Annotated in this window: 21 protein-coding genes; 11 read left to right on the forward strand and 10 right to left on the reverse strand. The window is 56.4% G+C overall.

The annotated features are described in order from the left end of the window. Position 1 precedes the first annotated feature (1 nt). From AY555_RS03545 to AY555_RS03555, 3 genes are all read left to right on the forward strand, one after another. Positions 2 to 937: an electron transfer flavoprotein subunit alpha/FixB family protein gene (locus AY555_RS03545; RefSeq protein ID WP_066133543.1), complete on the forward strand. Its 936-nt coding sequence runs from the start codon at positions 2 to 4 to the stop codon at positions 935 to 937. 200 nt (positions 938 to 1,137) lie between these two features. Further along, positions 1,138 to 2,007 (forward strand): 3-hydroxybutyryl-CoA dehydrogenase, encoded by an 870-nt coding sequence (locus tag AY555_RS03550; protein ID WP_066133548.1) that lies wholly within the window; start codon positions 1,138 to 1,140, stop codon positions 2,005 to 2,007. Between the two features lie 207 nt (positions 2,008 to 2,214). Continuing rightward, positions 2,215 to 2,919, forward strand: a complete 705-nt coding sequence (locus AY555_RS03555) for an autoinducer binding domain-containing protein (protein ID WP_167798472.1) — start codon at positions 2,215 to 2,217, stop codon at positions 2,917 to 2,919. 127 nt (positions 2,920 to 3,046) lie between these two features. Here AY555_RS03555 and AY555_RS03560 read toward each other — a convergent pair whose 3' ends face one another. Further along, complete coding sequence (locus AY555_RS03560) at positions 3,047 to 3,736, reverse strand: helix-turn-helix transcriptional regulator (RefSeq protein WP_066133554.1); 690 nt, start codon at positions 3,734 to 3,736, stop codon at positions 3,047 to 3,049. A gap of 399 nt (positions 3,737 to 4,135) precedes the next feature. On the opposite strand from AY555_RS03560, the gene AY555_RS03565 reads away from it, so the two are divergent. From AY555_RS03565 to AY555_RS03600, 8 genes are all read left to right on the forward strand, one after another. Then, the gene (locus AY555_RS03565; protein ID WP_066133557.1) at positions 4,136 to 4,387 is read left to right on the forward strand and encodes a hypothetical protein; all 252 of its coding nucleotides are present in this window, start codon (positions 4,136 to 4,138) and stop codon (positions 4,385 to 4,387) included. Between the two features lie 8 nt (positions 4,388 to 4,395). Next, on the forward strand, positions 4,396 to 4,860 hold the full coding sequence (locus AY555_RS03570) for a helix-turn-helix domain-containing protein (RefSeq protein WP_156483285.1): 465 nt from the start codon (positions 4,396 to 4,398) through the stop codon (positions 4,858 to 4,860). A gap of 118 nt (positions 4,861 to 4,978) precedes the next feature. Next, complete coding sequence (locus AY555_RS03575) at positions 4,979 to 6,628, forward strand: ArnT family glycosyltransferase (RefSeq protein ID WP_066136471.1); 1,650 nt, start codon at positions 4,979 to 4,981, stop codon at positions 6,626 to 6,628. Continuing rightward, positions 6,625 to 7,293, forward strand: coding sequence for a phosphatase PAP2 family protein (locus AY555_RS03580; RefSeq protein ID WP_066133560.1), 669 nt, complete (start codon positions 6,625 to 6,627; stop codon positions 7,291 to 7,293). Before AY555_RS03575 ends, AY555_RS03580 begins: the two co-directional genes overlap by 4 nt. A gap of 105 nt (positions 7,294 to 7,398) precedes the next feature. Next, the gene (locus AY555_RS03585) at positions 7,399 to 8,328 is read left to right on the forward strand and encodes an L-lactate dehydrogenase (RefSeq protein WP_066133563.1); all 930 of its coding nucleotides are present in this window, start codon (positions 7,399 to 7,401) and stop codon (positions 8,326 to 8,328) included. A gap of 40 nt (positions 8,329 to 8,368) precedes the next feature. Further along, positions 8,369 to 9,133 carry a hypothetical protein gene (locus AY555_RS03590; RefSeq protein WP_066133566.1) on the forward strand — a complete coding sequence of 255 codons (765 nt, stop codon included), beginning with the start codon at positions 8,369 to 8,371 and terminating at the stop codon, positions 9,131 to 9,133. A gap of 50 nt (positions 9,134 to 9,183) precedes the next feature. Then, positions 9,184 to 9,714: a low molecular weight protein-tyrosine-phosphatase gene (locus AY555_RS03595; protein ID WP_245176948.1), complete on the forward strand. Its 531-nt coding sequence runs from the start codon at positions 9,184 to 9,186 to the stop codon at positions 9,712 to 9,714. Next, positions 9,711 to 10,406 carry a class I SAM-dependent methyltransferase gene (locus AY555_RS03600; protein ID WP_066133569.1) on the forward strand — a complete coding sequence of 232 codons (696 nt, stop codon included), beginning with the start codon at positions 9,711 to 9,713 and terminating at the stop codon, positions 10,404 to 10,406. Before AY555_RS03595 ends, AY555_RS03600 begins: the two co-directional genes overlap by 4 nt. Positions 10,407 to 10,409: 3 nt before the next feature. Here AY555_RS03600 and ftsY read toward each other — a convergent pair whose 3' ends face one another. From ftsY to AY555_RS03650, 9 genes are all read right to left on the reverse strand, one after another. After that, complete coding sequence (gene ftsY / locus AY555_RS03605; protein WP_082811841.1) at positions 10,410 to 11,537, reverse strand: signal recognition particle-docking protein FtsY; 1,128 nt, start codon at positions 11,535 to 11,537, stop codon at positions 10,410 to 10,412. Then, a complete protein-coding gene (mtaB, locus tag AY555_RS03610) occupies positions 11,537 to 12,826 on the reverse strand; it encodes a tRNA (N(6)-L-threonylcarbamoyladenosine(37)-C(2))-methylthiotransferase MtaB (protein WP_066133572.1) in 1,290 nt (429 codons plus the stop codon). The genes ftsY and mtaB overlap by 1 nt, the downstream gene beginning before the upstream one ends. Next, positions 12,823 to 13,668 carry a diaminopimelate epimerase gene (gene dapF, locus AY555_RS03615; protein WP_066133575.1) on the reverse strand — a complete coding sequence of 282 codons (846 nt, stop codon included), beginning with the start codon at positions 13,666 to 13,668 and terminating at the stop codon, positions 12,823 to 12,825. Before dapF ends, mtaB begins: the two co-directional genes overlap by 4 nt. 117 nt (positions 13,669 to 13,785) lie before the next feature. Further along, a complete protein-coding gene (locus AY555_RS03620) occupies positions 13,786 to 14,280 on the reverse strand; it encodes a CarD family transcriptional regulator (protein ID WP_066133581.1) in 495 nt (164 codons plus the stop codon). Between the two features lie 413 nt (positions 14,281 to 14,693). Continuing rightward, positions 14,694 to 15,023, reverse strand: a complete 330-nt coding sequence (fdxA, locus tag AY555_RS03630; protein WP_066136481.1) for a ferredoxin FdxA — start codon at positions 15,021 to 15,023, stop codon at positions 14,694 to 14,696. Between the two features lie 65 nt (positions 15,024 to 15,088). After that, the gene (holA, locus tag AY555_RS03635) at positions 15,089 to 16,123 is read right to left on the reverse strand and encodes a DNA polymerase III subunit delta (protein WP_066133587.1); all 1,035 of its coding nucleotides are present in this window, start codon (positions 16,121 to 16,123) and stop codon (positions 15,089 to 15,091) included. Continuing rightward, positions 16,120 to 16,707, reverse strand: a complete 588-nt coding sequence (lptE, locus tag AY555_RS03640; RefSeq protein ID WP_066133590.1) for an LPS assembly lipoprotein LptE — start codon at positions 16,705 to 16,707, stop codon at positions 16,120 to 16,122. The genes holA and lptE overlap by 4 nt, the downstream gene beginning before the upstream one ends. Further along, positions 16,694 to 19,273, reverse strand: coding sequence for a leucine--tRNA ligase (gene leuS, locus AY555_RS03645; protein ID WP_066136484.1), 2,580 nt, complete (start codon positions 19,271 to 19,273; stop codon positions 16,694 to 16,696). Before leuS ends, lptE begins: the two co-directional genes overlap by 14 nt. 153 nt (positions 19,274 to 19,426) lie before the next feature. Beyond that, positions 19,427 to 20,020 (reverse strand): DUF3576 domain-containing protein, encoded by a 594-nt coding sequence (locus AY555_RS03650; RefSeq protein WP_082811842.1) that lies wholly within the window; start codon positions 20,018 to 20,020, stop codon positions 19,427 to 19,429. Positions 20,021 to 20,030: the final 10 nt, after the last annotated feature.

Raw genomic sequence — 20,030 nt, forward strand, 5'->3', positions numbered from 1 at the left:
CATGGCGGTCCTGGTTATTGCCGAACACAACAACACGACCCTGAAGGATGCAACCCTGCACACCGTCTCTGCCGCCACAAAGGCTGGCGGTGATATCCATGTTCTGGTTGCAGGCGCGGGATGTATCGCGGTCGCACAGGCTGCATCCCGTATTGCAGGCGTCACAAAGGTTCTGATAGCCGATGCACCCTGCTACGCCCACGCGATGGCCGAACCGCTTGCGGCGCTGATCCACTCCATGGCCGGGGCATACACCCACATTCTGGCACCTGCCACCACATCGGGGAAAAACGTCATGCCACGGGTGGCTGGCCTGAGTGACATGGCAATGCTGTCTGATATATCTGCGGTGATCAGCCCGGATACTTTTGAACGGCCCATCTATGCCGGCAATGCCATGGCAACCGTGCAAAGCAACGATACGCTCAAGATCATAACCGTCCGCACCACGTCTTTCGACGCAGCATCCCCGGAAGGCGGGAATGCTGGTATCGAGACCTTGGCGCCGGGTGAAAATCCCAATCTGTCCACGTTCTTGGGGGAAGAGTTGTCCAGCTCGGCCCGGCCGGAATTGACATCGGCCCGCGTGATTGTTTCGGGCGGGCGCGGCATGAAATCAGGCGAGAACTTCAAACTGATTGAAGCTGTAGCTGATCGGCTGGGCGCCGCAATCGGGGCATCACGTGCTGCGGTCGATGCCGGATTTGTCCCCAACGATCTTCAAATCGGTCAGACCGGGAAAATTGTGGCGCCGGAGCTTTACATAGCCGTTGGTATTTCCGGGGCTATCCAGCACTTGGCCGGCATGAAAGATTCCAAAGTCATTGTCGCCATCAACAAGGACGAGGATGCACCCATTTTCCAGGTTGCTGATTACGGCCTAGTGGCAGACTTGTTCCAGGCGCTGCCCGAGCTTGAGAAAGAGCTGTCCCGCTGAAAACCGCGCTCGTCAACAACAGGCCACAGAGGGGGAGCAGATAGCTCCCCCTTTTCTTCTATTATTCTGACCATATGCAGCCTCGGCACGACAAGTCGACACTCATAAGTGGCATTGATCATTGCTCCACCCACCTATTTTGATATGATGCAGACGCCGGCAGCGGGTACGGCACCACAGACCGGAAGGGGAGCCTGGTCATGATCAAGACCGTTGGTGTTGTCGGGGCAGGGCAAATGGGAAACGGCATTGCCCATGTTTGCGCTGTGGCAGGCTATACCGTCAAGCTGGTTGACCTGAGCCAAGAGCAACTGGACAAGGCCATTGACCTGATTGGACGCAATCTTGGACGCCAACAGAAAAAGGGGAATCTGACCGAGGACGAGGTCAAAGCCGCCATGGCACGTATCAGCACGTCGACCACCACCGCATTCCCGGATGCCGACCTAGTCATCGAAGCTGCAACGGAAGATGAGTCCATCAAGAAAAAGATTTTTGCCGCCGTCTGCGCCACTCTCAAGCCCGACGCCATCTTGTGCACCAACACATCATCGATTTCAGTCACACGACTTGGCGCCACAACCGACCGCCCCGGCCGTTTCATGGGCATGCACTTCATGAATCCGGTCCCGGTTATGCAGCTGGTGGAGCTGATTCGTGGTATTGCCACAGACGAAGAAACCTTTCGCAAGGTGCATGAATTTACCGGGAAGATCGGCAAAACAGCTGTTTCTGCCGAAGATTTCCCGGCGTTCATCGTCAACCGCATCCTGCTACCCATGATCAACGAAGCAGTCTATACGCTGTATGAAGGAGTGGGGTCGGTCACGTCCATTGACAACGCCCTGCGCCTTGGGGCCAACCACCCGATGGGGCCGCTGGAACTGGCAGACTTTATCGGCTTGGATACCTGCTTGGCCATCATGCATGTCCTGCACGAAGGACTTGCCGACACCAAGTATCGCCCCTGCCCACTGTTGGTGAAGTATGTAGAAGCGGGATGGCTGGGCCGCAAGACCGGCCGCGGGTTCTATGACTACTCCGGGGAAAAACCGGTCCCGACCCGCTAGAAGTCGCAAGTACCTTACATCCTTTATTGGTTTGACTGCCCCACTTTGGTTCAGTCGGGACGAAAGATGTACGCGGCACAACGACACTCTATAAGAGTATTCTAAATATTTTTCTGGAATCTATAACGTATGCTGGTATTTTTTTGTGTTGAGAACACACGAAAAATACCAGCCGGACCGTCTGCCCGGTTGGCAGGACGGGGGACAGTGGTTGTGGAAGCGGTTAAACGGTTTGAGATCGTAAACTCCTACAAAGATATTAGCCCCTTATTCCAAGATTTGCTGACCAATTGCACAGCACTGGGGTTCGAATTTGCCGCCTTTGGAGGTATCGAGGGCGAAAAGACCGTGATGGAAGAGACAGGATGTCCCCTCATCGCGGGATCCTATCCACGGGAGTGGGTCCAGAGGTATGTGGAGAAAGCCTATCATGAAATTGATCCCGTGGTTTATCTGGCCCCGGCCAGCGATACTACAATGGACTGGAAAGCCGTCAGCACACTGAATACCGATTTCTTCAACGAGGCATCGACCTTTGGCTTACGGGCCGGCCTGACAATTCCCATCCATGTCTCCCAGCGTCTCTATGTCGTGAGTTTTGCAACAGCTAGGGACACCTTGATTGAGGCAGATACCCGATCAATCCTGGAACGCATGGCATTCCGTTTTCTGCAAGACTACATGCATGCCGATCAACATGCAGCGAAGCGGGACAGAGAGCAGGAAAAAAACACAAAAATACTAGAGATGGCCCTGTCGGGATTCTCAAGTGGTGACATAGCCTATGCTTTGGGGATGACCGAACATCACGTCTCAAGACATCTTCAAGACGCTGTTAAACAACACCACGCTCCGGCATTGATACAAGAATCTGATCGCAAGAGCGCAGGCCTTATAACGATCTTTACCTGAATACTAACCTGCGAAGCATGAGAGTCTGACGACAAGCACAACGCCGCAAAAATAGTCTCATTCTCTAGGCAAGGGCGCAGCTTCTTGCAACTTCTCCTAATCCGAACGCCGCGTCTGCATAACAAAATTACAGATCTATCAAGCCAAGAGACAAAGCCTTGCCGCATGCATGCAGGGTTGTTTGACACCGCAGCTTTTCTCTGGCATCCCGCAAGTGCCAAGAAATGCCATGCACCGTCATACCAAGAGAGGCAGCCATGGCCTCGTTGGAAAATCCGGCAAGAGACATATGTAAAATCTTCAGCGTGTTCTCGTGCAAATCAATGGACACGGAAACCGGCGGAGATTTTTTGACATACTCCTGCACAAAAGAAAACGACAGTCCTGCCAAAGCAGACCGAACAGGCTTGACTACCTCTTCTTTCCGCGCCGTTGCAAAGCTCAGAAGGTAGACCCTCTTGGGCAAATGGACGGGCACCGATACACCTGTACACAAACCAAAGGAACAAGCTTCGTCAAAGAAGTCTGGTGCCAGACGACGCAACTCGCTCCAGATCATGACCGTGGATCTGAACGGAGCCAAACGCACAGTCGGATCGAGCTTATGATACGAGCAATCAACATACCTCTGCTGCCACTCCACTGGACATGATGACAAAACAAAGGGATAGCCAAGCTCGCAGGAGGCAGCAGCAGCATCGACAACACCAAGAAAGGCAGCACGCTCGAACCCAAGGCCGGATGCCTCAGAACAAATGCTGTCAAATAACTCTACCGTGTTTTTGCAGTTCACTAGACTCTTCAGATCTTCAGCCACCGAAACAATTCCCTGACAAAGCACCGGAAATACTTGCAATTTTCGTCACTACATGATGGTGTAGTAACACATTCCTGAGCTGTAACGGCAGCATCGCATCAACCGGGACAGACGTTTTCTACCGAAGTTTTAGGCTGCACACATACCCCACCCGCCTGTCAGCAGGAAAATAGAAAAACATATTTGGCACCATGAGCAAGAGACCTGATTATACCCGATGAAAACGCGCCCGCCTCTCTACAGACGGCCGGCATTCGTCTGTACACAGACCCCTTCCCTTATCTGCTTTTTTCGAAGCCGGATCCACGCCCCGCGTCTCTGCCGTCGGGGCGGCGGCGTGCTGTGCAATTGACCATGCTGTAACAGGTGAACACGGGAGGTGTGCCAAGGAAAAAGACCATGAGCAACCACAACACTGAACAACCGTTCTACGCACATGGACGCTGTGTCCACCGTAGTACGTTCTGCCAGTACGACACCGGCGGGCGCCTCTTGGCCATGACCTTCGGAAACCCGGTCTGCACGCTATCGGCTCATGAGAACGAAGCCGTTGTACAAACCATTGCCGACGCACTGAAACGATTCACGGCTACAGGTACTATGACACCACAATCCACACTGAATAACAACAATGGGGACATTAAACAATGAAAACGTCGATGAAAACCGAGAATTCCTATGGGTACGGCGAAGGTCAACCAAACCCGGTTGATGTTCACGTTGGTGCTAGGGTCCGTTTTTGCCGCACCGTACAGCGCATCAGCCAAACCACTCTGGCCGATGCGCTGGGATTGACCTTCCAGCAGATCCAGAAATACGAACGAGGAACAAACCGTATCAGCGCATCCCGCCTGTGGGATATCAGCCAGGCTCTGGGAGTTCCAGTAACCTATTTCTTTGATGATCTGCCCGATGCCCTGTCCCGCGACGAGATACACCAGCAAGAGGCCGTTCCGGAACTGAGCCGTGAGTCGGTGGCTCTGCTGATCGCCTACAGCAAAATTGATAAAAAATCTGTCCGGCGTCGGGTTTTCGATCTGACGCGCGTTCTGGCCGAGATACAGCAGGGCACAGAACTGGAAACACCAAAAGCTCACAGGGAAACGAAGCGCCGCACAGGATAAGACACAACAGACCTCCTAGTTCTGAAGAAAAACCGACAAGGCTTTGCGCGCGCCTGTTTCTCGGGTAAAACCAGCGTTCTATAGCTTTGGCCTTGGCCTCTTCATCAACGAGGTGTCTGTGCAAGCCCTGCTTTCCGGTATCCGGCCTTGGGTTACTCTGACCCTGCTGTGCTGCGCCCTGTATCTGCCAAGTATGGCAACGCTTCCGGTCATGGACCGTGACGAGGCGCGTTTTGTGCAGGCCACGCGGCAAATGGCCGAAAGCAACGACTATATTGTTGTTCGATTTCAAGATGAGCTGCGAGCCAAGAAGCCTGTCGGGATCTATTGGTTACAAGCGGCTGCAGTCAACCTGTTCAGCCATCCAGCTGATACCGCTGCGTGGCCGTATCGTGTTCCATCGTTCGTCGCTGCACTGGCCACAGTGCTTCTGGTATTCCGATTTGGCAGCTCTCTATTTGACCGGCGCACCGGCTTTGTCGGCGCCTTGGTCATGGCAAGCTCTTTGCTCCTGTTCAGCGAAAGCCACTTGGCCAAAACAGATGCCGTCCTTCTTGCCCTAACCACCGCCGTCATGGGTGGGATGGGAATGGTTTACATGCAGTCCTGTGGAGGGAAAGCCGCTCCGTCATGGGTCTCTCCAGCTCTATGGCTTGCCATGGGTGCGGCCATTCTGGTCAAGGGGCCCGTCACGCCCATGATTGCTATTCTGGCGTCTATGACCTTGTGCCTGGCAGATCGCAAGGCATCATGGCTGCATGGTCTGCGCCCCGTGATGGGAGTGGTGCTCAGCATCGCCATGGTTGCCCCGTGGATGGCAGCCGTCTCGGCAGAAACGGAAGGTACCTTTATAACCCGTGCCATACAGGAAGACCTGATTCCCAAACTGCTTGGCGGGCAGGAAAGCCATGGTGCCCCGCCCGGATATTACCTGCTTCTGGTCGGGATAACTCTCTGGCCGGGTTCCTTGTTTCTGTGGCCTGCGGTGTGGCGTTCATGGAAAGAACGTGCCCTGCCCGGGCTACGTTTTCTCCTCGCTTGGACTATCCCTGCTTGGCTGGTCATGGAGCTAATTCCAACCAAGCTGCCTCACTACACGCTGCCACTGTACCCGCCTCTGGCCTTGATGATTGCCACAACGGTTCTGGCCGTTCGCGACTCAACCCGCGTCGATTTATCACGGCTTGCCCCCATGCTGTGGTACGGCGTCTGGAGTCTGCTGGGCCTTGGGCTTGCTGGAGCAGCGATTGCCCTGCCCATATACCTTGAGGGTGAGCTTCTCTTATGGTCGCTCCTGCCTGCTGTCGCATTGGGCGGGGTTATGGCGTTGGTGTGGCGCAGTATCATGCGCCAGCACTTTCTTCCCGCGCTTGTTTTTGCCATGGCGGGAGCTGCCGTAGCCTTTACTCTTATCATGAACACTGTCCTTCCCAACCTGAAAAGCCTGTGGATCAGCCAAGAGATTGCATCTGCCATTGATCGTTATGCACCGGGCAAACGCCTTGCTGCCGCTGGCTATCATGAGCCCAGCCTTGTCTTCCTGTGCGGAACCGAAACCCTGTTACAGGATGGAGCGGGTGCAGCCCACTCCCTGATGCAGGGGACAGCAGGCGCTGCTGCCATAGAAGAAAAAGAGCTTCCTGCTTTTCTGTCTGTAGCATCCCGTCAGCCCGATATACAGGAAGCAACCACCATCAGCGGCCTGAATTACTCACGCGGGAAGCCTGTTGTGCTTCATATCTTTATTAAAGGGAAAATACCGGAATGAAAGGTCATGGTCCCGCACGCTCATGGCTGGCGTGGGTGCACAGCATGCCGTGCACAGCCGCGTTGCTTGGCGCCTTTATCCTGTCCCTGCTTTTGCAGTGGACCATTGACCGACCCTTGGCCTTCTTTATGCGTGACATACGGGATACACCCACGGGGCACTTCTTTGCCTTTGTCACGGAAATTGGGCTCGGGTGGCCCTGGTATATCGGGTTCCTTCTGGCCGTTCTGGTTTGTATGTCAGCATCGAAGCTGGCCCTGACCATGGACAGCTATGATGTATGGCGGGCCCGGACACGCCGCTTCAGTTTTGCACTGACAGCACTGGTGGCATCCGGACTCGCTGTCACCCTTCTCAAACAAGTTTTTGGCCGCTATCGTCCGAAAATGCTGTTTGCCGAGGATCTGTACGGCTTTGCACCGTTCTCGGGAAATACGTCCTTCCCCTCCGGTCATGCGCAGGTGATTTTTGCTTCCATGGCCGCCCTGTGGTTCCTGTTTCCACGCTGGCGGCTTGTATGGGGGGCAACAGCCTGCCTGGTCGGTTTCTCTCGCGTTGTCGTGACCGCTCACTATCTTTCCGACATTGTCATGGGAGGAACCTTGGCCATTGTCGTAACCATAGGCGTACACCGCTGGTTCGAACAGAATAGACAACGCCTCTGACAGTGCGCTGATTCAACAAGCCAGAAAAACCGTATAGACACTGGAACAAGCGGGAAGATTGTGCTACGTCCTCCCCTGTACACACATAATTTATAGGGATTTGTGATGAAGGTCGGAATCATCGGCGCCGGGATGGTCGGCAGCGCAGCGGCCTATGCCCTTGTGATGCGGGGTGATGCCAGTGAGATCGTGCTGGTAGATCACAATGCACGGATGGCCGAAGCCCAGGCCCAAGACATTCTTCATGCAACACCATTTGCCCACGCCGCGCGCGTGCGGGCGGGAAGCTGGTCAGACTTGGCCGGGGCCGGTGTTGTCATCATTACTGCCGGCGTTACGCAGAAGCCAACTGAAACACGGCTGGAACTTCTGGAACGCAACACAGCCGTCTTTGCCGATATTATTCCGGCAATCCTGAATGTCGTCCCCGATCCGGTACTCTTGATTGCTACAAATCCGGTTGATGTCATGACCGAGGTGGCATGGCGCCTGTCCGGTCTTCCCCGTGACCGGGTCATTGGATCAGGTACGATTCTTGACAGCGCCCGTTTCCGTGCGCTTCTTGGGGAGCATCTGGGAATCTGCTCGCGCTCCATCCATGCATGGGTTCTGGGGGAGCACGGCGACTCCGAAGTTCTATGCTGGTCATCCGCATCGGCAGGCAGTGTGCCGCTGGCTGATGTCGCGCAACAGGTCGGACGTCCACTGAGCGAGGATGTCCGTCAACGCATTGATGGCGGCGTACGGCGGGCCGCATACCGGATCATTGAAGGCAAGGGAGCAACGTGGTTTGGCATCGGTGGCGGGCTTGCGCGTATTATCCAGGCTATCCGCGCTGACGAGGATGCCATCCTGACGGTATCCCGCGTCGAGGACAGCGTGGAAGGTATCGGACCCGTGGCTCTTTCCCTGCCCCGGCTTGTCGGCGCCAAGGGTATCGCCGGCACCCTGATGCCAAAACTGGATGACGTGGAACGGGCGGAATTGCGGAACTCGGCCGCAGTACTTGTCCAAGCTTCGGGACGCACACCCTGAAGACGTGACAAGCGCCATAACATCGTGAAATATCGGCTCTATGGAAGAAGAGCGTACATCATCCGGGTTGTTTGGTTGGCTCGCCGCGTTTGTTTTGACAGCGGTGGTGGCCGGTCTGGCCGTGTTCTTTATCGATCTGGGCCCCAAGAAAGAGGAACCGGCGATTCCGTCCATGGTCTCGGCCTTGTCCCCACCGCCACCACCGCCCGAAGCAACATCGGCCAATGCAGAACCTGAGACACAGGCAGCAGAACAAGCTGCTGAGGTGAAGGAACAAAAACCGGCCAAGCCGGAGAAAGCCTCACCACCAAAAGAGGCCAAAACGGCACACGGCACAGCAGCCGTGTCGGCCCCGCCCCAGCAGGCGGATGCACATCAGGGAACGGCACCTGTTCCTGATGTCGTATCCGGCGTTGCGGGACTGGACGATGCTGTTGGTTTGCCAACAGAATCAGAGGTAGCATCATCCCTTCTCGAGAAATCAACATTCTGCCGTAAGGGTCGCATTGCTCACCGGGCTCCAAGCCTGTTCGGCACACGCGGGTTTGCCATCACATACGGGACAAATACGTTTTCAAACGGCGGCGATCCATTTCCCCGTCTGGAAATCTTTGTCAACGAGACCAACGGGCAACGCTTTGCATCCGTGCTCAGCCTGACGGCGGATCCGGTTCCGGGTTTTCCGAACAATCAGGAAACAGCCATGCCATGGGATGACGGTGCCTTGCGCAGCGTTATCGCCCGATGGGTCGAAGGAGCGTCAGACGGGGTATGCCCTGTGAAGGGTCAAACAGATGGATCCTAGCTTGGGGCGTAATCCATAGCGCAGGAAACGCAAGAAGAGAGACGAAGACAATGCCCCTTCAGGACAAGGAATCATCCCGCCACGATATGTGCGTCCTGTTTGTGTGCACGGGGAACATATGCCGCTCACCAACAGCCGAGGGGGTTTTCCGCACGCTGGTGGAACGAGAAGGGTTGAGCCAGTATATCCGGACAGACTCAGCTGGAACAACAGCAGCCCATGTTGGTGAGTATCCCGATGCACGGTCCCGCGAAACAGCAGCCCAGCGTGGCGTGGATCTGTCAACAATCCGGTCACGCAAGGTCAGACCTGACGATTTCCGGGCCTTTGACCTGATCATTGCCATGGATCGCAGCCACGAGAAAATGCTCCACACAATCAGGCCGCAGGACGTAGGGCCGGACAAGATACGGCGGCTTCTTGAATTTGCCCGCAATCGGTCACTTGATGATGTTCCCGATCCCTACTACGGCGGGCCGGACGGCTTTGAGAAAGTGTTCGAGATGATAGAAGACGGCTGCAGCGGGTTGCTTGAGCACATCCGGCAACGCCTTGCAAAAACAGACCCGTCAATCTCATGACCGGGGCTGCATTCCCAAGCCTGCCCCCCTTTGTACGGGCCATTGCCACCCGGTACGGGCGGGTTGTACGGGTTCAGGGGGATACGCCTCTTGGGGTAGGCTGGTCTACCGAAGAGGTTCAGCACCGGCGGTTTGATGTTCTCCTCTCCCTTCTGGATCACGCAGCCCCGGATACCCCCGTCTCTGTCAGCGATCTGGGGTGCGGGTGGGGTGCCCTGTGGGATAGGATCAAGGATCACAAGACACCACCCGTTGTCCGCTATATCGGCTACGATATCTCAACAGAAATGATAACCCTCGCCCGGCAACGCACGGGCCACGATACACGGGCGCGTTTCGTTCTTGCGAGGGGAAACACAGAAAGCGTTGACTATGGATTTGTGTCTGGAACCTTCAATTTCCATGACAACACACCTCCCCAAGTCTGGGAAGAGTATGTAAGGAACAGCTTGGACCGCTTTGCCGGAACATGCAGAAAAGGTCTTGCTTTCAATCTTCTGCATCACAGGGCAAGAACAAAACGCCCTATGTTCTATGCGGACCCAGCCCCGTGGTTGGACAGAGCACATGCATGGATCCAGGACAGAGGGGGGCAAGGATCAGTGCGTCTGGAAGAGGACTACCTGCCCGATGACTTCACGATCCTGGTTCATTTTGATACCAAAACAGATCCGGAAGATATTCAGGTATAAAAGTCAGCCGTGATCTGAAAGCCCCATCAGGCTGTGGGCAAAATCCGTCGCAGAAAACGGCCGCAGATCCTCGGCTGTCTCTCCAACCCCAATGTAGTGCACCGGCAACCCGTACGTTGCCGCCAAGGACACCACAACGCCACCCTTGGCTGTTCCGTCCAGCTTGGTCAGGACAAGCCCGCTGACATCCACCATCCGGCGGAATGCTTCAACTTGTTGATGGGCATTCTGGCCAACCGTTGCATCCAGAACCAAAAGCGTGCTGTGCGGAGCCTGTGCGTCAATACGGGACAGAACCCGGCGAATTTTTGCCAGCTCCTCCATCAGGCCAACCTTGTTATGCAGACGGCCTGCCGTATCAACCAAAAGTACGTCATCCTGACGGGCACGTGCTTCCTGCAGGGCATCAAAAACCAGACCCGCCGCGTCGGCACCGGAATCGCGGGCCACAACCGGACAGCCTGTACGCTCTCCCCACACCTTGAGCTGTTCCACGGCCGCAGCCCGGAAGGTATCACCTGCCGCCAGGGTCACAGACAAACCCTGATCCCGAAACTGGCGGGCCAACTTTCCAATTGTCGTCGTCTTACCAGCCCCGTTAACCCCGGCAACTAGGATCACAAAAGGCCGACACGCAGAATCCGGAACCAAGGGAACAGCAACGGGTTCAAGGATGCGGATCATTTCACCGGCCAGCACGGAGCGTACCTCTTCCGATGTCACATCCTTGCCAAATCGTTCCCGGGCCAAGACCTCGGTCAAGCGGGTCGCTGTAGCAACGCCAATGTCAGAGGTAATCAACAGATCCTGCAAGTCCTCCAGAGCCTGGTCATCCAGACGCCGGCGCAGGAAAAGATCACCAATTCCGGAAGAAAGACGCTCCGAAGAACGGGACAACCCGTCACGCAGCCTCTGCAACCAGCCCTTTCCGGACGGAGACGGAGACGGAGGCACAGGATCAGCAGCAGGAATAACCGGTGCTTCCGTATCGGTTGGCTGGGAAGGCTGAACAGATGCCTGATCGGCCCCGACGCTCTGATCAAGCTCCGAGGAAGACACCTTGCTGTCACCACGCCCCAAAAGCCGCCCAAACCAGCTTTTGCGCTGCACCGACACATCATGCTCACTCATCAGACAATCGTTCCTTCAAGACCAACCCCGGACGAAGATATGATCCGGACCGCATGGATAACCCCGGGCTGGACCGGCGTTGCAACACGCACCTGCGCATACTCGGCCGAATGGCCACTTGTTTCGGTTTCGAAAAGAACCGAGAGAGTACGCCCCACCTGCTTCTCCAAGAAGGACGACAGGGCAGAAGCTCCCGCTTCACGAAGGCGGGCTGCACGGGCGCGGATCACATCACTAGGCACAGCAGGCATCCTTGCAGCAGGTGTCCCCGGACGAACAGAATAGGGAAAAACATGCAGATAGGTCAGCCCTGCCTCTTCCACCAAACGCAAGGTGTTGTCAAACATGGGCTCTGTTTCGGTCGGGAACCCCGCGATCAGATCAGCTCCGAACACGACATCCGGTCGCCGGCTACGCAGCAGCGCACATACATCCAGCACATCCTGCCGAAGATGCCGGCGCTTCATCCGCTTCAGGATCATGTCATCACCAGCCTGAACCGACAAATGGACATGAGGCAACAGGCGAGGCTCGGAACCAAAGAGATCAACCAGATCAGGATCGATCTCAACAGGATCCAAGGATGTCAGACGCAGACGCGGCAGATCTGGCACCAGCTGGAGCAAGCGACGCACCATCTGCCCAAGGGGGGGCTTGCCCGGCAGATCCTGACCATAGGCGGTGATATCCACGCCGGTCAGCACGATCTCCTGGTACCCCTTGTTAACCAGCTGCTGCACCTGCTCGACAATAGGGCCAAGGGCAACCGAACGATTGGGACCACGAGCAAAGGGGATAATGCAGAACGTACAACGATGATCACAGCCCTGCTGGACCTGGATGAAAGCACGGTCACGCCCCTCAAATCCCCCCAGAAGATGGCCGGCTGTTTCCCTGACCGTCATGATGTCATCAACCAGAACCGGTTGGTTGGCACCAAAGCGCCAGTTCTCCGCCTTCAATTTTTCGGCATTCCCCAGAACACGGTCAACCTCGGGCATCTTGGCAAAGCTGTCGGGATCAAGCTGGGCGGCACAACCCGTCACCACAATGCGCGCCCCGGGGTTCTCCCGGCGCAACCTGCGAATAGCCTGCCGGGCCTGGCGCTCCGCCTCCCGCGTGACGGCACAGGTGTTGACAATAACGGTATTGCCCAGCCCTGCGGCGCGCGCATGCTCGCGCATCACCTCGGACTCATAGGTATTCATCCGGCACCCGAACGTTACAAGGTGCGGCTCGTCACGTGAATCAACAGCACGGGATACATCAACGGCAAGGGATTCTGTCATCTTGTAAAGGCCTCATCAAGAAGACCGGTATACACGGAAGCAACCGGCCCGCCCATCAGAACGTGGCCATCGGATTCACGCCACTCAACGGTTAATTCCCCCCCATCACAAACAACACAGACCCGACGATCGGCAAGCCCCCGCCGCACAGCGGCCACCAGCACAGCACAAGCCCCCGATCCACATGCAGGCGTTAGACCAGCGCCACGTTCCCAAACCCTCATCTTGAGATGATCACGGGAGCAGACTTCGACAATTTCAACATTGGTACGATCCGGGAACAACGGATGGTTCTCGATACGTGGCCCCAGAACAGCAAGGGGCACATCGTCAAGACGGGAGACAAAGAAAACAGCGTGGGGATTTCCCATCGACACCAAGGATGGACGGGAAAGATCGCCGACGGACAGGGCAACTTCCAGCGTGTCAACCGCCTCGGACACGGGAATAGACTGCCAATCTAGGAACGGGGCTCCCATATCGACGACAACACCGCCCGCTGACACATCACGGAAAGCCTCCAGCAATCCGGCGTGGGTCTGGATCCGGACGGCGGATAGATCAGGCTTTTCATCCAGAAGGACGCTTGCAACACACCGTGTGGCATTACCGCAAGCCCCAGCTTCGGATCCATCCGGATTGAAGATACGCATAAAAACAGAAGCCGCCTGATGCTGCGTAGGCTCTAGGACCACAAGTTGGTCAAACCCCACGCCATACCGACGGTCACCAAGGCAGGCAATTATGCCAGGGTCAAGAGCAACCGGATCCCTGCGGGCATCAATGACAACAAAGTCATTCCCCAGACCATGCATCTTTCGGAACGGAAGCGCCCCGGTCATCGCGTACCCTCACTCTTTGCCCAATTTCGCGGACTATGCCCCGCCTTCCCCAAAAACGGAAGCGCCCGCTTGAGTACAGCGGGCGCACCTGATCAAAAAACGGCAGGATAAAACGAATCAGGCTGCAAGAAGGAGCTTTTCCAGCTTGGCCGCCGCCGCATCGGTTTCAATCTGTTCCAGGGCAGCAAGCTCACAGGAAAGCCGCTCCAGCGCCTGTTCATAGATCTGTCGCTCGGAGTACGACTGTTCCGGCTGGTTGGCATTCCGGTACAGGTCCCGCACAACCTCGGCAATCGCAACCGGATCACCTGAATTGATCTTTTGCTCGTACTCCTGAGCCCGACGACTCCACATCGCGCGCCGAATCCGGGCACGCCCGGTCAACGTGGTCAAAGCTGTATCCATGGTTTTACGGGTTGAAAGACGCCGCAATCCCGATGCCTTGGCTTTCGCAAGCGGAACCCGAAGAATCATCCGGTCACGCTCGAAGCTGATGACAAACAGCTCCAGCTCTTGACCACCAATAACCCGCTTCTCGATTTCCAGAACCTTGCCCACGCCATGAGCAGGGTACACGACGTAATCACCGGCAGCAAAGGTCAGGTTGGACATTCTTGTTCTCTCTTTCTCAAATACAAACGTTCAGCACCAACCGCACGAGCGGTGCCTGAAGTCGCTTCACAAAAACAGACGGGGCCCGGAAAAACCACACCTGCCCGGCTTCCACCAACAGCGGAGAAAGCCGGTAATCATGGCCGCCAGAAGCCCAAAACCAGAAGAACCCGGAATATTCCGGGCTAAGAACGTAAAATTCAAAGGCGAGAAACAAAGACCCGGCCGCAACCCGGGTTAACGGCAGTGTTTATACCACGAACGGCCCTGCAACGTCAGACGAAAATGCAATAGATTCTGTAGGGGAATAATACCGCTCGGAATAAGTCCATACAAATCAATAGGTTTCAATTATGCATAGGTGGCATGCATCCAACGCAGAGGAAGGCCAATACGCAAGAAAGAGGGGATATTTATCCCCCCGGCTTCAAGCTAACCATATCCTTTTTTCCCGGCTTGTTCTGCCACTGATCCGCGTCAGGAAGGGGGTCCTTCTTGCGGGTAAGGTTGGGCCAGAGTTTTGACTGCTCCCGGTTGAACTCAGCCCACTCGGCTGCTCTTGGTTCAGAATCAGGGAAAATAGCTTCAGCCGGACACTCCGGTTCGCAAACACCGCAGTCTATGCATTCGTCCGGATTGATAACCAGAATATTCTCACCCTCGTAAAAACAATCAACAGGGCACACCTCCACACAGTCGGTGTACTTACACTTTACACAGTTCTCGGTAACAACGTACGTCATCTGCGGCTTTATCTCCGCTTTGTGGACAATCAACTCCCGGCTACAAAAACAGGCCGGGAAGGCTACTACGCTGCCCTGACCCTTGCGGCCTGGGACAGTTGCAGGAAAACCCGCGCTATAATCTCAACCTCTGGCATGCCGGTTGTCTTGCAGTTCATCTCCGCCTCCAGCAAAAGATCAAGGGCGCGAACGGTTCGATTCGGCGACCACCGGGCAAGCTGGGCGAGAAAACGTGCCCTCAGCTTCCAGAACACAGGCGGCTTTAACAAGCCCAAGGCCCGGTCGCGATCATACCCGGCAGCCAAAGCCCCGCCAACCAGATGCAGGCGCTGGAAATGACGCACGGCAGCCCGCAACAAGGATACTCCCACAACGCCCTCCCCTGAAAGCCGGTCTAGGAGACGTTGCGAGCCTGTAATATCTCCATCGGCCACAGCAAACAGGAAATCATCAATAGCCAAGGCCGACGCATCGCCAATGCAGGCCAGAACATCATCCACTTGTATTACCGTACCACTACTGGCACCAACATACAGAATCAGCTTCTCAAGTTCCTGCCGGGTCACCGAACGGTCGCCGCCCAAGCAAGCCAGAAGACAGGCCATAGCATCGCGGGATACCTCAAAACCAGAACGCGTAATATGCGACCGTATCACAGCCTCCAGCGCAGCACCTTCGTCCAGATAGCAAGGCACGGCAGCAGCCAGCGCATGGGACTCGCAGAAGCGGCGCAGGGATGACTTGGCATCGCAGGGGCCGGCCTGAAGAACGACAAGAGAATCACCTCTCCAGTCTTCCACCAAGTCAGCCAAGCCCTTGGACAAGGAATCACCAGCATCACGGACACGGATAACACGCCGCCCCCCAGTTAATGAGAGGGCAGAGATCTCCTCACCCAACCGGGCAGGGTCTTTTACAACCGCCGAGCAGGATAACTCTGAAACCCGGAATGGATCACCCGGATCCCCAGCAACAGACGTCACCAGAGCCTGGGCACGCTCGCGCACCAACCCCTCATCCGGACCATAGAGCAAAACTATCCGGACACACACGTCTGGCCGCTGGCAGAAGGCATCCGCACGCTCTGCGCTGATTTTCACGGTACCGGGTCCCGTTCGCCGGAAACCCCGGAAGAGAAGTAAACAGCCAAAGACCGCGAAATATCATCGGCCAGTTGCTCCATGGCACGGGTCCTGGCATCACGCTCGGACACAACCGCAGCATAGTTCTCGGGCAACAGGTTCCAAGCCACCAGTGCCTGGGAGTAACCACGCCACAGAATTTTTGTCTTCCCCGTCCGGTCTTCCGGGACAACCTGATCTTGGCGCGCCCCGGGAATCTCAACCAGCACAGCACTCGCAACAGTCCGAAGGGACGCCCGGGTACCAAATCCTCCCCTCTGGAAGGCTTGGTCCGAACGACTCTCCGTTACCGTGACATCAAGCTTATAGCGCTTGCGAACAGAGCTGCCAGCACGTTCCAGCTTCCGCTCCAAGGCATTGCGCAAAATCTGCCCGCCCCGGTTTTCGATAACACCCACATCCACTGCGGCCAGCTGCTTGGCTACTCCCGCATCCTGGGTCTCTCCCGCCGAATACAAGGGCGAAAAGCCACAACCGGCCAGCAACAGGGTACAAGCCAAGACACCAGCCCGTACCGCTTTGGTTCGATCAGGCCACCACATTGACAATCTTGCCCGGAACAATGACAACCCTCCGCACAGGATGCCCGGCAATCTGAGCCTGAACCGTGTCCAGCGCCAAGGCTATAGACTGGATTTCTTCCTCGGAGGCCGAGCGGGCAACTTCAATCGTACCCCGCAACTTACCCCGAACCTGCACCGCCATGGTCACCGTCTCATCTTCCAGGAGCGCCGGATCAAAAACAGGCCATGGTGATTCAGCCAGCATGGCAGTATACCCGAACTCTTCCCAAAGTTCCTCCGCAATATGGGGGGTCATCGGCGCCAGCAAGTGTACGGCCGTCTGCACAGCAAACCGGAAAGCGGCACAGGCCTGACCATCTCCCTTGTCCAAAGCGGCAGCAGCATTAACCAGCTCACGGACACGGGCAACCGCCGTATTGAAGCGCAACCGTTCCAGATCTTCAGTAACCTGGGCTATCGTCTTGTGCGTAAAGCGCACCAGAGACCCGGCGGGGGATGTATCAACGGGAAGGGCAGGGGCTGCATCCACAGCCATAGCTTCACCAGCCATACGCCACAGCCGGTTGACAAAGCGCCAGGCTCCTTCGATACCGGCATCACTCCAGTCAAAATCACGTTCTGGCGGACAATCCGAGAGCATAAACAAACGGGCAGCATCCGCCCCATAAGCTCCAAGAATGCTGTCCGGATCAACACCGTTCTTCTTTGACTTGGACATCTTTTCGGACCGGCCGACCACAATGGGCTTACCATCGGCCACGCACACCAAAGACCCATCCGGCGCCCTGTCGACCTCACCCCTCTCAAGCCAACGGCCATCAGAAGACCGGTAGGTCTCCATGCAAACCATGCCCTGGGTAAACAGTCCATCAAAGGGTTCATCAAGATCCAGATACCCGCAGGCCTTCAGGGCCCTAGTAAAGAAACGGGCATACAAGAGGTGGAGCACAGCATGCTCCACCCCGCCGATATACTGGTCAACCGGCAACCAATAACGGACTAGCTCACGGGCAAAGGCTTCCGTGCTGTTCTTGGGGTCACAGAAGCGGGCAAAATACCAAGACGATTCGAAGAACGTATCGAAGGTGTCCGTTTCCCTCTGCGCAGCCGTTCCGCACGAAGGGCAAGCAACATGCTTCCATGTCGGGTGATGCTCAAGTGGATTACCCGGTTTGTCAAAGGAGGCATCATCGGGCAAACGCACCGGAAGATCAGCATCAGGCACCGGGACAGCACCACACGCCGGACAATGGATCACAGGTATCGGGCAGCCCCAGTACCGCTGACGCGAAACACCCCAGTCGCGAAGACGATACTGGATAGTCCCTTCGCCGGCTCCCAATTCTTCGAGCCGCGCAATCACAGCCCTGCGGGCGGCAACCGTATCCATGCCATCTAGGAATGATGAATTGACCATCACCCCGTCACCGGTCCATGCCTCGGAAGCTTGGTCCTGACACGCGATAAAGGCAACGGTATCGCCATCAGCGGGGGCTACAACAGTCCGAACAGAGAGGCCGTACTTGCGGGCAAAATCCATATCGCGCTGATCATGGGCAGGACAGCCGAATACAGCACCAGTGCCATAATCCATCAGCACAAAATTGGCCACATACAACGGGATGCTCAATGACGGATCAAGAGGATGTACAACACGCAGCCCCGTATCGAAGCCCTTCTTTTCGGCTGTCTCGACAGCTTCCTCCGACGTTCCAAGACGATCACATTCAGCAATGAATGCTTTCAGGTCCGGGCTTCCCTCCGCCAAAGAGGTCGTGAAAGGATGGTGCGCCGAGAGGGCAACAAAAGAGGCCCCGAACAGGGTATCCGGACGGGTTGTGAAAACATCAATCACATCATCCCGGCCCTGTACGGGCCAACGCACCCTCGCACCCTCGGACCGCCCGATCCAGTTGGCCTGCATGGTGCGGACCTTGTCCGGCCAGCGATCCAGCGTTTTCAGACTGTCCAGAAGTTCGTCTGCAAAATGGGTGATCTTCAAGAACCACTGGCTAAGCTTGCGCCGCTCCACAAGAGCACCGGTACGCCAGCCTCGACCATCCACCACCTGCTCGTTAGCCAGCACCGTATTGTCCACCGGATCCCAGTTGACCCACGATTCCTTGCGGTAGGCCAAGCCTGCTTTCAGGAAATCTAGGAACATCTTCTGTTCATGGCGGTAGTAGTCCGGCGAGCAGGTCGCGAATTCGCGCTGCCAGTCAACAGAAAGACCCATCGGCTTCATCTGGGCACGCATGGCGTCAATGTTCTGCATGGTCCAGGCACCGGGATGTGCACCACGCTCAATCGCCGCGTTCTCGGCGGGCAAGCCAAAGGCATCCCAGCCCATGGGGTGAAGCACATTGTATCCCCGCGCCCGCTTGAACCGGCTGACAACATCGCCAAGGGTATAATTCCGGACGTGCCCCATGTGGATACGCCCCGAAGGGTAGGGGAACATTTCTAGGACATAGTACTTCGGGCGCGACGGGTCCAAGCGGGCTTCAAAGCAACGCCGGTCTTCCCAGCGTTTCTGCCACTTCTGTTCCGTTTCCTTGATATTGTAGCGATCCGGGCGTGTCATACGTATCAGCCTTGCAGTATTTCTGTCCTGCATACCGCCGGGCAAAGCAGAACACCACAGCCGGGGCAACAGGAAAAACGGAAAACGGGGAGGGCAAAGCCGCACAGCGACGACCGGCCCATCCCCCGTTCAACAGACAAAGACAAAAAGATCTCAGGAACCAGCCGCGCTGCGCAGCTGGCGGGCACGGGTCAGGACTGCATTCTCGAATTCGGTCGTCACGGCGGGGGCAACAGCGGCATCAACCCACTGCCCGGAACGGCCGCGTTCCTGACGGAAGACCGAAACCTTCAGACCATCAGAGCGAAGCGCACGCCCAAGAATGTAGACATTGAGCTTGAAACGCTCGTCCGGCGTTTCCGGGGGCGTGTACCAGTCCGTGATGATGACGCCACCAAACGGATCCGCCGAAGACAGGGGCATGAACGAAACCGTGTCCAGAGACGCACGCCACAGGAACGCGTTGACAGCAACACCGGCCCCGCCGGCATCTGCATCCTTGGACTTTCCGCCCAGCAGGTTGATACCACCCTTGCCAAAGATGGTGTCACGCTCTTCCTCGCCACGGCCCCAGCTGCCATCGGCACGCTTTTCATAGGGGCGGCTGTCAACATCGGTTCCCTGACAGGCGGTCAAGGTCAATGCGGCAAGCGCAATCAGCCCGGCGCGGAGCACAGTGGCCATGGACTGCCGGCCGCGGCAGGCGCGAGCAGAAGAACCGGTAAGGATATTATCGATACGTTTCATAGCGATCCGT

Origin of the sequence: Haematospirillum jordaniae, assembly GCF_001611975.1 — a bacterium.
Lineage (GTDB): Bacteria > Pseudomonadota > Alphaproteobacteria > Rhodospirillales > Rhodospirillaceae > Haematospirillum > Haematospirillum jordaniae.

Bases quoted from the DNA above. Each gene is read 5' to 3' on its own strand.
- AY555_RS03570 (WP_156483285.1), top strand. From the start codon at position 4,396: ATGAAAACCGAGAATTCCTATGGGTACGGCGAAGGTCAACCAAACCCG.
- AY555_RS03620 (WP_066133581.1), bottom strand. From the start codon at position 14,280: ATGTCCAACCTGACCTTTGCTGCCGGTGATTACGTCGTGTACCCTGCT.
- AY555_RS03565 (WP_066133557.1), top strand. From the start codon at position 4,136: ATGAGCAACCACAACACTGAACAACCGTTCTACGCACATGGACGCTGT.
- AY555_RS03600 (WP_066133569.1), top strand. From the start codon at position 9,711: ATGACCGGGGCTGCATTCCCAAGCCTGCCCCCCTTTGTACGGGCCATT.
- ftsY (WP_082811841.1), bottom strand. From the start codon at position 11,537: ATGAGTGAGCATGATGTGTCGGTGCAGCGCAAAAGCTGGTTTGGGCGG.
- AY555_RS03650 (WP_082811842.1), bottom strand. From the start codon at position 20,020: ATGAAACGTATCGATAATATCCTTACCGGTTCTTCTGCTCGCGCCTGC.
- lptE (WP_066133590.1), bottom strand. From the start codon at position 16,707: ATGTGGTGGCCTGATCGAACCAAAGCGGTACGGGCTGGTGTCTTGGCT.
- dapF (WP_066133575.1), bottom strand. From the start codon at position 13,668: ATGACCGGGGCGCTTCCGTTCCGAAAGATGCATGGTCTGGGGAATGAC.
- AY555_RS03595 (WP_245176948.1), top strand. From the start codon at position 9,184: ATGCCCCTTCAGGACAAGGAATCATCCCGCCACGATATGTGCGTCCTG.
- AY555_RS03585 (WP_066133563.1), top strand. From the start codon at position 7,399: ATGAAGGTCGGAATCATCGGCGCCGGGATGGTCGGCAGCGCAGCGGCC.
- mtaB (WP_066133572.1), bottom strand. From the start codon at position 12,826: ATGACAGAATCCCTTGCCGTTGATGTATCCCGTGCTGTTGATTCACGT.
- fdxA (WP_066136481.1), bottom strand. From the start codon at position 15,023: ATGACGTACGTTGTTACCGAGAACTGTGTAAAGTGTAAGTACACCGAC.
- AY555_RS03550 (WP_066133548.1), top strand. From the start codon at position 1,138: ATGATCAAGACCGTTGGTGTTGTCGGGGCAGGGCAAATGGGAAACGGC.
- AY555_RS03590 (WP_066133566.1), top strand. From the start codon at position 8,369: ATGGAAGAAGAGCGTACATCATCCGGGTTGTTTGGTTGGCTCGCCGCG.
- AY555_RS03545 (WP_066133543.1), top strand. From the start codon at position 2: ATGGCGGTCCTGGTTATTGCCGAACACAACAACACGACCCTGAAGGAT.
- leuS (WP_066136484.1), bottom strand. From the start codon at position 19,273: ATGACACGCCCGGATCGCTACAATATCAAGGAAACGGAACAGAAGTGG.
- AY555_RS03580 (WP_066133560.1), top strand. From the start codon at position 6,625: ATGAAAGGTCATGGTCCCGCACGCTCATGGCTGGCGTGGGTGCACAGC.